7 protein-coding genes are annotated in these 13420 nt (G+C 65.8%); 5 read left to right on the top strand and 2 right to left on the bottom strand.

Features of this window, described 5'->3' with window-relative positions; genetic code table 11:
* Positions 1-99: 99 nt before the first annotated feature.
* Positions 100-684 carry a hypothetical protein gene (locus tag IPM18_14195; GenBank protein MBK9120727.1) on the bottom strand — a complete coding sequence of 195 codons (585 nt, stop codon included), beginning with the start codon at positions 682-684 and terminating at the stop codon, positions 100-102.
* Between IPM18_14195 and IPM18_14200 the strand changes: the two genes are divergently transcribed.
* Positions 683-1522: a hypothetical protein gene (locus tag IPM18_14200; GenBank protein ID MBK9120728.1), complete on the top strand. Its 840-nt coding sequence runs from the start codon at positions 683-685 to the stop codon at positions 1520-1522. The two genes, IPM18_14195 and IPM18_14200, sit on opposite strands and share 2 nt — an antisense overlap.
* Positions 1523-1526: 4 nt before the next feature.
* Here IPM18_14200 and IPM18_14205 read toward each other — a convergent pair whose 3' ends face one another.
* Positions 1527-4295, bottom strand: coding sequence for a hypothetical protein (locus tag IPM18_14205; GenBank protein ID MBK9120729.1), 2769 nt, complete (start codon positions 4293-4295; stop codon positions 1527-1529).
* 316 nt (positions 4296-4611) lie between these two features.
* Between IPM18_14205 and IPM18_14210 the strand changes: the two genes are divergently transcribed.
* The 4 genes from IPM18_14210 to IPM18_14225 all read left to right on the top strand — a co-directional run bounded on the left by IPM18_14210 (position 4612) and on the right by IPM18_14225 (position 13417).
* Positions 4612-8247 carry a hypothetical protein gene (locus tag IPM18_14210; GenBank protein MBK9120730.1) on the top strand — a complete coding sequence of 1212 codons (3636 nt, stop codon included), beginning with the start codon at positions 4612-4614 and terminating at the stop codon, positions 8245-8247.
* A gap of 234 nt (positions 8248-8481) precedes the next feature.
* Positions 8482-10671 carry a glycogen debranching protein GlgX gene (glgX, locus tag IPM18_14215; protein ID MBK9120731.1) on the top strand — a complete coding sequence of 730 codons (2190 nt, stop codon included), beginning with the start codon at positions 8482-8484 and terminating at the stop codon, positions 10669-10671.
* A 109-nt stretch (positions 10672-10780) separates the two neighbouring features.
* Positions 10781-12562, top strand: a complete 1782-nt coding sequence (locus IPM18_14220; protein MBK9120732.1) for a C40 family peptidase — start codon at positions 10781-10783, stop codon at positions 12560-12562.
* A gap of 141 nt (positions 12563-12703) precedes the next feature.
* Positions 12704-13417 (top strand): hypothetical protein, encoded by a 714-nt coding sequence (locus IPM18_14225; GenBank protein ID MBK9120733.1) that lies wholly within the window; start codon positions 12704-12706, stop codon positions 13415-13417.
* The last annotated feature ends 3 nt before the right edge of the window (positions 13418-13420 follow it).

The raw sequence follows: 13420 nt of genomic DNA on the forward strand, positions 1-13420 counted from the left end.
CATCAAGATACCGGCAGCCGAGGTGGCGCCGTGTGGGGGGGAGTCGTGGTCGGAGGATCACGCCGGAGCCCGCGTGTCGCCACGGTCAGGGCGCCGGAGTTACGCCGTACGGTGCACTTCGGCCGGCGGACCGGTCCGCGTGATGGTGCGGAGGATCGCCGGATCGCGGATGGGTCCCTGGACAGGGGCAGTCGGCGCCTGCCAGACGATGGCTACCTGGAGCGCGCGCCAGGACGCCGCGGTGACAGCTTCAAGTGCAGCACAACCGCTGTAACCATCGCGCGGCCCGCTGACGACCACGCCGGCGCGGTCGCCCAGCGTCATGCGCCAGGCGGCATGCAGACCACCCGCCGCGGCGCGCGGCACCGTACAGTCGGGCATGATCTGCGGGAAACCAAGATCGTTCGAGTGCTCAGAGGGTGGAGGTTCCCCGCCAGGTAGATCGTTTTCGAAGGGGATCTGCTGCACGGGGTGTGCAGGTTGCGCCGGTTCGCTCGCCCAGCGCGGCAGCACACGTTCCTGCGCCGCGACCAGCAGGAGCACGCCCAGTCCGGAGCCCAGGCGCAGCCAGTGATCCAGCCGAGTGGACAGCATCCCGATGATGGTACCGGCGCCGGCGACCGCTGCCAAGCGGCGCGGATTGGTGGCGAGGAGGGCGTACCGACCGTATTCTGGTGGAATCATGGGCAAACGCATGTTCCACCCTTATCGGCGGTTTGGACGGACACGGTGTGAACGGGTACGAGTGCTGGGCGGCCTCGGGGTGGTTGCGGCACTGGTCTGCGGTTGTGGCTCGCATGCCCGGTTGACACTCCAACAGCCGTTTGCACCCCCCTCACAGCAGCGCCTGACACTCGAGAGCCCCTGGGGGTATTTCGTCGAAGAAGGCGACAGACTGCGGGCTCTGCTGGAGTTTCCCTTGCCGTCGGAGCGAGATGGTCCGCCGGCGTTTTTTTGCTACGTGATCGGTCCCGCCGAGCCCGGGGCGTGGCGCATGATGGCGCCGGGGATCGATCCACTGTCGGTGGAGTACCAGCTCGAAGGGGGCTTCTTTCCCGGGGTCATGGGAGCGCCGCTTGAGCTTCCGGTAAAGGCGGATGCGGAGGAGGAAGCCGATGACTCGGCGGACCCGGACGAGCCCGTCGCTGAGGAGCCGCCCGAGGCGGCTGACCCCGAGCAGCCCGACGCCGGCCACGACGAAGCGAATGATAGAGCGGACGATCGGCCGCCACTGGAGGCCTATCGTGGCTTCCTGATCCAATCGGTAGGGCGGCTGGCGGGACGGGCGAGCTTTACCATCGGAGAATTGAAGCTGCGGCGCGGGCTGCTGGGCGGCCGTTACCGTGAGATCGAGTTCGATCTGTATACGGAGGATGGCGCTCGGCTGACCGGGCGGGCCGTACTTGAACTCATGCCAAAGCGTTTCGAGAAGTTCGAGCGCGACTACGCTGCGGACGTCGCACGGTTGCTTGCGATCCGTGCTCCGGTGGACAAGGCCGAACCGCCCTTGGGGGCTCCGTGATTCGTCACGACCCGCGGGGCCACTCCCAGGGTGGTTGGCGGCCGAGTCGCCAACCGCACAATCCCGCAATTGTGAGCAGTAACGCTGGCGCCAAGCCCGCGCCAAAGCCACCGCACGCGATGGGCTGCGGATTGAAGGCCTGGGAGGGTGGCGCATTCTCGGTCACTCCAGCGACGACTGAATCCAAGGTGGTTTCCGCGCCTGCGAGGGTGGCAAAGTACGCTGTGACGGTGAGGTCCGACTCCAGCGTAAAGGCCCAGGGGTTCACATACACCAGCGCGCCTTCGGATGATTGCCAGCGCTCGAAGCGGTAGCCGACGGCTGGTTGGGCGGACAGTTCCACGGTGGTTCCCGCGTTGTAGGTTCCGTTGCTGGCTGTGGCCGGCGTTGCGGACACGCGCCCTGCTCCGCTCGGAAAGGTGATGATGCGGAGTGTGCCGGTTGCGGGCTGGTAGCTGCGCAGCAGACTGAGTGTCTGGTCGGCGGACACCTGCACGAGTTCTCGCGCGGGCGCGACCCAGCCCCCGCGCGGGGCGTACTCGACGACGTATACCCCCACTGGCAGGTCACTCAGGAGGGCTCCGCTCGGCTGCCACGCGCCGTGTTCGATCCGCCACAAACCGGTACCGTCAAGGACCGGCTCCGGCGCGAGGTCGATGCGCAGGGCGCCCTTCAGGGGTTCGGCGGTAAACACAACTTCCGTCTGACTCGTCGCCAGGGCGTGCAGTGTGAGGCGCGGCGGGTCGAAGCGGTAACCGTAACGTTGCGGCACGAGTTCGCCTGTGAAGCCGTAGGGCAGGTTCGCAGTGAACCGGCCGTCCGCACTGGTTCGCACGCTGGTCGCGAAGCCGTCGATGACCACGTTGCCGAGCCCGGCACCACCCGCGTGCAAGACCTGGCCGGCGATCACGAGTGGCACCGGGAGTGCGGTGAAGTCTGCCGCCAGGTGGTCACCGGCGAGACCGCTGAACGACCGCTGCGGCGGATCGAAAGTCCAGCCGGTCTTGGTGGGTGTCAGGGTGCCGGAGAAGCCCCACGGCAGCGCCGCGCGGTACTCGCCGGCCGCGTTCGTGACCGGGGCTCCCGGCAGGCCGGCGAGCACGACGCCGCTCAAGGGTACGCCACCGGCAGCGTGGATGGCTCCGCCGAGTGTCACCGCTCCATGCTGCGCGGTGATGTTGAGTCGCACGGCTCCCACGATGTCACCCTGGGCCGCCACGCGCACGGCGTAAGTCGCGCCCTGCGTCATATCGACAGTGACCCGTGCAATACCATCCGACGCGGTGACACTCGTTGCGCAGCCAAGTTCAGTTCCGGCGCAGTCGGTGTATACACTGAGCACCGTAGTTACGGCGCTGCCGGCCGTGTCGAATGTCGCGGTGCCGTCGTAGGGTGCGGAGAAGCGCCACCAGACGTCCGCCGTTCCACCGCCACCGCACGTGGCGGTGCCGTCGTTCGTGGCGCCGATGAGAGCAGCATCGAACGTGCCCGGGGCGACGAACGGTGCATCCCCGCAGCGGTCGCCCGGAGCGCTGCTGCCCGTACCCGTACCGCGCAGTGGTAGGTCCAAGTTGGTGTCCCCAGTGAATCGCAGTGTACTGGTCGCAAGTCCGACCAGCGTCGGCGCATAACGCACGGTCAGGTACGCCGTTTGGCCGGCGCCAAGCGTGAACTGGCTGTTGCCGACCAGGGTGAAGGGCGGCGCGAGTCCGCCGGCGGTGAGGTTGAGCGTGTGTCCGCCGAGATTCCGGAGTTGGAGGATGGTATCGTTGAAACTGCCGACAGCCACGTTACCACTTTCGAGCGTCGCGGGCGTCGCTTCGAGCGCGGTCGCCGGCGTGTATTCGATGAAGTTGGCGGCATAGCCGATCTGCGAGCGGCCGTACTCGATGCGCATGTAGCCGCCCTCGCCCCAGTTCGTACCCCACGAATTGCGGACGATCCAGACCCCTGACGAGCCCTGCTCGTCGTCCCAGCCGACGATCACGATCGCATGGTTGACGGTGCCCTGCTCGTCGATGTTGAAGATGCCACCCGAGTATGCCGTGAATGCGTCGCCGGCGTAGACCGCGGCCGCGATGGGGCCGTACTGGTGAATGGCCTGCTTGATCTGTTCAACCGTGGGGACTGTCGACCAGTTGCCGACGTAGGCCCAGTTGTCGATCGTGTACGCACGCTCGTAGGGACAACCGTTGCAGGGGGCGTTCGCAGCCACGTAGGGGAACGCGCTTTCGAGCACCGCGCCGGAGGCGCCACAGGCGTCGGCGGAACCGGCGTGCAACTGGTGTACGAACCAGCCGCCGTTGCAGTTGTAGCCATACGGGTTACAGCTTACGAGCCACTGCTCGGAGAGGTCGACATTGATTCCGTCGTGGATGCGGATGGCACATTCAAGCGGTCCGGTGGTGGCGAAGGCCCAGCAGCTTCCGCACCAGAGCTGGTCGCGGATCGGCGGCAGACCCGTGACGGCGCGCCAGTCGAACGTCTCGGGCAGCACTCCCCGGAGCTGCCCGCCGGGGTCGACGAAGCGGGCCCCGAGCTGCCAATTCGGCGGTGGAGCGAGCGCGGCTAGTGCTGCGCGCGGTTGCGCCGTGGCGGCGTTCGGACCCACGTCGAAGGTCCAGCCCTCCTGGGCTCTTCGCCGTTCCAGGTCGGCGAGCTCATCCGGTCCCAACTGGGCTGCCGCGAGCGCACCGCCACAGAGGAGAACAGCGAGAGCCATCCCGCTCGAAGTACGGTTGGCGCGCAGTGCGACTTGGGCATGGGGGCGCATGGCTTCCTTCTCCCTGCTGCTGCGGAGGTCCTGTGGTCCGACCCCTGGGGCCGCACAGTTCCGCGCTGTGGCGCACATCGGCTCAAAGACGGCCGGTCCGCACTAGAGCACCAGTAAAGTGTGAAATACGTGTTCGGGAGATGTGAAAACGTCTGATAACACAAGCAGTTGCTCGAATTCTGTGCGAATGGGCGCGCGCTCGCCTGGTTCCTCGACATCTACTTTTGCTTGTTCGCCCTGGTCGCTGGCAGTACACTGCGAAATAGCCCGTCTTTTGCAGGCCGTTAGCACAACCTGTTCGGAGGAGAAGACCAAAATGGCACGCCTTATGCGCCTTGCAGCCATGGTTCTATGTATGGCCATGGTCAGTCCGGCCACGCTGCTGGGGCAATTTCCGTCGGAACTGGTGGGGTTCAACAGTCCACCCATTGATGATCCGGCGACGGCCCAGGAGATGTTCCGAATTCCCCAGTTCTCCGGGACGACCAGCCCGTACCTGTTGGCGAATACGACCGCCTTTGGGAACAACGCGGCGTTCCGGGCCTCCGGTCTGCAAACCGAGGGCGCTGCGGCGTTGCAGGTCTTCTTCCGTTGGTTGGATCCGGCGGATCCCGATGCGTGGGTGCGGCTCACCACTTTCGACGGGCCGGTGCGGCCGAACCCGGCGCTGGATGTGCGCGGCAAAGTGCGTTTCAAGGTGACGAACAAGAGTGAACTTTTCCGCGGTACGGTCGGCATGTGTCTCGGCATTCGCGAGTCGGGCAATCTCGTCGCGCAGCTTGCGAATGGCGGCACGGCGGGTCCGATCGAGTGGGTCGGCGTGGATACCACCATCAACGCCATCATCGCCGGGGCCAACGGCATCGTGGACACGGCCGCGGCCGGCGACGACGTGCAGATCCATGCGGTCGGCGCGAACGTGGCGGCCCTGCCACTTGGTACGGCCGTCATCGGTCCGGGTCCGAATGGTGTGATCGACACGCTCCCGGCGGGCGACGACCAGACGCGGTACGGCTATTTCATCGCGGCGAACGGCACGCGGACGCCGATCCCGGCGCTCACCTTGCCGCCGGCGCCGTTTGCCTACACGGTCGAGTGGAACCTTGCGACCGGGCAGGTTTCGCTGAATGGCGTACCGCAGGGTGGTGGCATCGTCGGCTTCACGGGCGACAACGTGCTGAGTGCGCCGAATGATCGCGGTACGCTGGAACACATCGCCATCACGAACATTGACACCGATGCGGCGATTCTGATCGACTTCGCGATTGATGAGTTGCAGTTCGAGGCCCTGGCGCCCGATCCGACCCCCGCGCCCGCGATTGTGGCGCCGGTGGTGAATACGAACACGTTCGTCCAGGTGAACTGTGTGGCCGGCGCGACCAGCGCTGCGCTCTACCGCAACGGCAATCTTGCCGGTACGGTGGTGCCGTTCGACGGCCTGGCCACGTTCGGACCGCTGGTCCTGAACGTGGGCGACGTACTGACGGCCACCCAGACCGCCAATGGGATGGTCAGTCCGTTCTCAGCGCCGGTGATTGTCTTTGCGGCCGGCACGGCCCTGGCGGACAACTTCGACAGCTATGCTTCGCAAGCGGAGCTGGAGGCGGTCTGGCAGCAGACCGCGCCGGCGAACCCGCGGCGGCCGTTGCTCGCGCAGGGCGGGGCGGCGAGCTGCGAGAACATGATCTTCGTCGAGACCGCCGGCGAGACCTCGCGCCTGTACTACAACCTCGGGCAGGTCAATGGCACCGACGCGGAGCCGCTGCTCGTAACGTACTGGTACAAGCACTCCTCGAACAACGCGAACGCGCGCGACCGGTTCGAGCTGACGCCGTCCCTCACACGCGTGTTCGGTGCTTTGGGCTTCGCGTTCACCAACGGTGTCGGCGGCCTGCACGGCCAGCAGTACACTTCCATGACAAGTTCACCAACCCCGGTGATCGCGGGTTACGTTTCCGACTATTTCAACTACGACTACGCCCTGACCGGCGTGGCGCGCGAGGCCGATGTCTGGCAGAAGATGCAGATCGAGGTCAAGAGTGCGGTCGTGAACTTCTACATCAACGACCAGCTCGCGAACCCGCTCGACCCCGTGACGCTCGAGCCGGTGTGGCCGGGCGGTGTGCCACGCGTCAACAACGATGCTTTCCAGTACATCATCATCGGGACCGGCTTCTCCACGAACGGCTCGGCCTTCATGTATGACAATCTGTCGGTGACGCTGGGCGGCGCGCCGGTGCCTTTTGGCCCGCCCAATCCTGTCCCGTCACCGACGCCGGTCGGCCCGCTCTTCCCGGGCCAGACGACGGTGACGGCTGACGGTGTCCTGGACACGGCCGACACAGTTTCTGTGTTTGCCAATGGTGTCCTGGTGGGTACGGCGAACGGGCCCTTTGTTGGCGGCACTGCCGCGGTGCCGGTGACAGCCCTCACGAACGCTGCACTGGTGAACGCGACCCAGACGCAGGGCGGCACGGAAAGTTGCCTGTCGTCTGCGTTGACGGTTTCTGTGCCGGCGCCGGCCGTGCAGGCGACACTGTTGCCGGGCCAGGCGACCGTGCAGGTCAGCAATATCGAGGAAAACCTTGCTTCGGAGGTGACCGTCTATCGCGATCTGGGCGAAGGGGAACGCCAGCCGCTGGGCCAGGCGTTGAATCCCACGACGGACCCGGTGACGGTCGTAACCATTCCGATTGAGCAGGGTTGGATCCTTGTGGCGACCCAGACAATCGGCGGCGTGGAAAGCCCGGCCTCGGCGGGAGTGGAGGTACGTGATCCGGGCGCGATCCGTGGCTGGATCCAGACGACCTCGCTTCCGGCGGGACTGACCGACCATGGCGCGGTCTACCTCAACGGTTACGTTTACGTCATCGGCGGGCGTTCCGATGCTTCCGGCACGGCGGCGACGCCGGTGTACTATGCCCCGGTGAACGAGAACGGCAGTCTTGGTGTGTGGACGACCACGACCAGTCTGCCCGTACCCCTTGCCACGCACGGTGTCGCGGCACACAACGGCCGTGTGTATGCCTGGGGCGGCTGGACCGCCGGCTTTGCGACGCGAAACACGGGGTACTACGCCCCCCAGAATCCGAACGGATCACTGGGCGCCTGGACGCTCTCAGCCCAGGTTCTTCCGAACAACACGGATGTGTCGCCGCAGGGTACGCAGATGGATGCGTTCGGTCGTGGCGTGATGGCGCACAATGGCGTGCTGTACACGATCAACGGTGAATGGGACAGCGGCGCCGCCTTCGGCAACACGAACTCCTGTTACTTCAGCGTTCTCCAGCCCAACGGCGACTACGGCCCGTGGCAGCAGACCACTTCGACGGCGACGGCGACCGGTTCGTGGTTCCACGGCGTGGCCGTCATTCAAGGCAACACCAAGGCCTGGAAATACCGCGTCGCGGGCAACTATCGCGGCACCAACGAGCGTGACATGCTGCGGGCCGAAATTCTGCCCGGCGGTGCGCTCGGTACGTGGGAAGCTGATCCGAATCTGTTCCCGGTCGGCCGCTACGAGCACGCCTGCGCAGTCGTTCGCAACCGTTGGATCTTCGTGGTGGGCGGCCTGTTCGGTGCGACCACGCAGAATACCGTCCACTACACGCGCGTGAACCGCGCGACGGGCGAGTTGACCCCGTGGGTGCAGGCCCCCAACTATCCGTTGTCGCTGAGTCGCCTGACGTCGGTCACCTACGAGGCCGGCGGCAAGACCTACCTGCTGGTGGTCAGCGGTGGCCCGTACACCGGTGCCGGCCGCAATCCCTCCTGCTATTACGCGCAGGTCGGTCTCTATTACAACATGAGTGATCTCGCCAATTTCCAGGCCTGTTACGCGCCGGGTACCCCGGTCGATCCGGCCTGTGCCGAGGACCATGACCTGAACGACGATGGCGTGGTCAACTCGGTTGACTTCTTCGAGTTCCTTGAGACCTTCATCGGCCTGTAAGGTTGCAGGTCGCCTGGATTTTCAGCCCTTCTGCGGAGCGCTCCAAGCCACCGGGGCGCTCCGCTGGCGTTCCGGTGGTCTACGTTTTATGTCTTGGCGGCCCGCCTGAGCGGGCGCGCCAGGCAGATTGTTCCGCTGGTCGCTGTCGGTGAAAGCGGTTATCGTCCGCCCCAGCGCGGCCGCACGGAAGTGGCCGGCCAACCGCAGACCATTCAGACCAGCGAAGACGCCCCAATGTCCCGTATCGTCCTGCCCGGCTCCCCCTATCCGCTCGGAGCCACGTTTGACGGCAAGGGTGCGAATTTTGCCATCTTCGCGGAGCACGCGGAGCGGGTGGAGTTGTGCCTGTTTTCGGATCCCGCCGCCTCGCAGGAGAGTGAGCGGATCGAGCTGCGCGAACAGACCGATTTCGTCTGGCACGGCTATCTGCGCGACATTATTCCCGGCCAGCTCTATGGCTACCGCGTGCATGGGCCCTACGATCCGGCGAACGGGCTGCGTTTCAACCCGCACAAGATCGTGCTCGATCCGTACGTCAAAGCGCTCGGCCGGGACCTGCGCTGGTGCGACGAGATGTTCGGCTACCGGCTTGGTGACCCGCAAGCCGATCTTTCCTGCGACCACCGTGACAATGCCGCGCACGCCCCCCTGGGCATCGTGATCGACACGGCCTTCACCTGGGGCGACGATCGGCCACCGCGCACACCGTGGCACGAGACGATCATCTACGAAGTGCATGTCAAGGGCTTCACGCAGAAGCACCCCGGGGTGCTGCCGCGGCTGCGCGGCACCTACGCCGGGCTCGCCTCGAGCGAACCGCTGCGCTATCTCCGGGAACTGGGCGTGACGGCCGTCGAATTGCTGCCCGTGCATCATCACGTGGATGCACGCGAGCTGGTGGACCGCGGACTGTCGAACTACTGGGGCTACGACACGCTCGCATACTTCGCGCCGGAGCTGCGTTACGCCGCTGCCGGCCACGCGCGCGACGCAGTCCGCGAGTTCAAATCGATGGTGGCGGCGCTGCATGCGGCCGGGATCGAGGTGATTCTCGACGTGGTGTACAACCACACCGCCGAGGGCAATCACCTGGGGCCGACGCTCAGTCTGCGCGGGATCGACAACACCTCGTACTATCGGCTGATGCCGGCCGCCCGGCGCTATTACCAGGACTTCACCGGCTGCGGCAACACGCTGAACATGACCCACCCGCGCGCCCTGCAGCTCATCATGGACAGTCTGCGTTACTGGGTGCTGGAGATGCGGGTGGACGGCTTTCGCTTTGACCTGGCTTCCGCCTTGGCGCGTGAGCTGCACGAGGTCGATCGGCTGGGCGCCTTCTTCGACATCATCGCGCAGGACCCGGTGCTGTCGCAGATCAAGCTGATCGCGGAGCCGTGGGATCTCGGTGAGGGTGGCTACCAGGTCGGTAATTTTCCCGTCGGCTGGACCGAGTGGAACGGCAAGTACCGCGATTCGGTGCGGCGGTTCTGGAAAGGCGATGAGGGTACGACGTCAGAGCTTGCAACGCGGTTGTGCGGCAGCAGCGACCTGTACGAGCGCAGCGGCCGCCGCCCGCATGCAAGCATCAACTTCATTACCGCGCACGACGGCTTCACGCTGCACGATCTTGTCAGCTTCAACGAGAAGCACAACCTCGCTAACGGCGAGGACAACCGCGACGGCACAGACTACAACCTTTCCTGGAACCACGGTACGGAGGGGCCCACGGATGATCCGCAGATCAGGGCGCTGCGGGAACGGCAGAAGCGCAACCTGATGGCGTTTCTTCTGCTCTCGCAGGGGGTGCCGATGATCTGCGGTGGCGATGAGCTGGGTCGCTCTCAGCAGGGCAATAACAATGCCTACTGCCAGGACAACGAATTGAGCTGGTTCGACTGGGAACTGGATGAGCCGCGCCGGGCGTTCCTGGAATTCACCCGGCGCCTGATCGCCTTTCGCCGCCACCACCCGACGCTGCGGCGCCGCAACTTCTTCCAGGGGCGGCAACTCCGTGGGCTGGAAGTCAAGGATGTGAGCTGGCTCCAGCCCGAAGGCGCCGAGATGACGGATGAGCAATGGAGTGCCGCCCATATCCGCACACTCGGAATGCTTCTCAGCGGCCAGGATCTCGAGCTGCAGGACGAAGCGGGGGTGCCGGTGACGGATGACACACATCTGATCCTGCTCAACGCCGACCACCAGGCGGTCCGTTTCCACCTGCCAAAGGCGCCGGGCCTCTGCTGGGAAACATTGTTCGATACCGCGCGGCCGTGGATTGACGCCGGCGAAGAGGTCTGGGATCTGGGGGCGGAGCTGGAGTTGGTGGATCGGTCGCTCATGGTGCTGCGTTGCTCGGAGATTCCGATCGTACCGCGTGCCCGTGATCGCCGTCGGAATGGGCCGTCGCAGCGGCGGGAGTAATGCTGCGCACACGGGTCAGTGGGCCGCGGTCCAACAGCCCGCTCGCTTTCACGGGAGCGCGGGCGCGGGTACGCTGACGAAACAGGGACCGCCGGTCATTGCAGTTCGCATGAACAAAAGAGCGCTCATGTTCTGCCCGCCCCTCCTCCTGATGGTGTTTGCCATGTCGCTCGCGATGCACGACCCGTTACCACTTGCCCTTGTGGATCGAATCGAACAGGTGATTGCCGCCTTCGAGCCCCCCTGGTTGCCAACCGAGCGTCCGCTGCGCGGAACCGACCTGGTACTCGACGTGGCCAGCGATCCGCCCGGCGGCGGTTCGTGGGACAGCGTGCCGCTCTTCGCGGCCGAGTATCTCTATCATTTGGTCAAACAGGGCGGTGCGCGGCCCCGGCTGCTGCGCGGCGGTACGTGGCTCCCCGTGGAGGAGGACGAGGCCGCAGGCCCACCATTACCCGTCAACCGGCAGCGGATCACGATCACTTGGCAGGGTGAATCCGCCGCGGCCCCGCGCGTTGTTGTCGAAGCACGGGGTCCGGCCGCTGAAGCGGACACGCTGGCGGCACATGTCCAGAATGCGCTGCGTACGCGGCTCGCCGACCTTCCCTTCATGGTGGATTGGCGCCCGGCAAGCGGGGCTGATGCGGCGGCGGAGCTTGGACTGCGCCTCCGTGTGCAGTGGCCCGCGCCGACCGCGGAATCGCCCGCCGGCTGGCGCGTCTACCGGGGGTTGGGACGCGGAGTGTACGAGGGTCTGGCAAGCTACCACCGGCAGGTTTTACAGCGACCGGCAGCCACCCCCACGCGGGCAGAGGCGGAGACGCGGCGTTTCCGCGAGGCGGAGCGGCTTGCCAGATCGATCTTTCCGGAGGGCGCACTGCCGCCGGAGCGGGCCGGTTGGTTTTGTGAGAAGTTCGTACGCCTCGGGGTTCGGGATCGCAGTCTGACACTCTTCGTACTCGCGGCCGAGACCGACGGTGAAACCGTCACGCTGCGCGGCTCGACCAATGTCCCCGCCTTGGCGCTGGGTGTCGAGCGGGCGCTTGCATCCGTCGGCCTTCGTGATGTCCGCAACGAGATTCGCACTTTGCCCGATGAGGTTGCACTCGGCGGTCAGCGTTTTGGCATCTGCTGTGTGCCCCACATGCTGAGCTATGACCGACCCGGGGACGGGGGCGGGCTGCAGACGCAGTTGCTGTTGGGGGAGCCCGTATTCCTGCTGGACCGGCGTGACGGGCACTACCTCCTGCACGCGAGCGACGGCTACTGGGGCTGGGTGCCGGAGACCGCTATCCAGCCGGTTGCAGAGGATGAATTCTGGCGCTACCTGGACGCGCCGGTTGCGGTGGTGTTGGAGGAATTCGACCTGGGTGGGCTGCGCGTACCACGCGGAGCGCGGGTGGCGTGGCAGACTGACACCGAGGGTCGTGAGCAGGTTTGGATTCCCGGCCATGCGCCTCTCCCGGTCGCCTCTGCACACCTGAGACCCGTGGGACCGAACGGTCGCACGGAACTCCGCCTCGCAGCCGCCCTCGACCTGCTGCATATCCCCTATGTCTTCGGCGGCCGCTCACCGTGGGGGCTGGATTGCAGTGGGCTGGTGACGAACATCGCTGCACAGGCCGGTGACCGGCCCGCCCGCGATGCCTGGCAGCAGGCCCTCGGCGGAACGCTTGTCGCGACGGCTACAGCGCGGGCGGGGCTGCGAGCTGGTGATCTCGTCTACTTCACAAACGCCAGCGGCCGGATTTATCACACCGGCATCGCCCTCTCCGCCACACACTTCCTGCATGCGTCACCGCCGGCGGTCCGGATCAACAGTCTGCGTGCCGGCGATCGGCTGTATGACGCCGGGCTGGACCAGGATTTCTTCCTCGCGAAGCGGCCGTAGGGGTGAAGGGGGGTTTGCGGTGATCGCGGCTTCGGCGGAGAGCGCCGGTCCGGGTGGAATGGCCTGCGGGGTCCGCGCCCTTGAAATCGCACCATTCCGCGCTATATTTCGGTACATTCTGAAACTTTCATGGAGACCGGAATGGGCACCAAGCTGAGCGAATCGAAGGCGCTGCTTGTCCGTCGCTGGGGCGAGATGGGCGGCTACTGGGGGATTAACCGTACGATGGCGGAAATTCACGCGCTGCTCTTCGTGACCAGCCCGCCGCTCTGCACGGACGACATCATGCAGCAACTGCACGTTTCACGCGGTAACGCGAGCATGAATCTCCGGGCCCTGGTCGACTGGGGTCTCATTCATCGGGTCCACAAGCTGGGCGACCGGAAGGAATACTTCCAGGCGGACACCGACGTCTGGCACATGTTCGAAACGATCATGCGCGAGCGGCGGCGGCGCGAGGTTGAGCCGATTATTGCCACGATCGACCGCTGCCGGGACATGGTGTCGGAGGTGGCTGCGGCCGAGGAGGAGGCCGCCGAATTCCGTCGCCGGATGGACGAGTTGCAGACATTTCTGAAAACGATGAGCTGGTTGTTTGACCTTGTGCTGCGGTTTGGGCGCGACGGCGTCGGACAACTCGCGGACCTGGTGGAGAACACGGCCGGAGCGCTTGCGGAGACGGGTGCGGCCGGAGATAAGAGCGCGGGGCTGGCGGCGCCCCCGGAACTGCGCGCTGCGGTCGGGAGCGGCTCAAACGGGCACGAGCACCCGGCGCCTGCCGCGGAGAAGGCCGTCCGGACGGCCAAGTCCGTTGCGCGCAACCGACGCCCGTCGCGGAGCGGTCCGCGGGGCTGATGG

The organism is Phycisphaerales bacterium, from assembly GCA_016716475.1.
GTDB lineage: Bacteria > Planctomycetota > Phycisphaerae > UBA1845 > Fen-1342 > JADJWG01.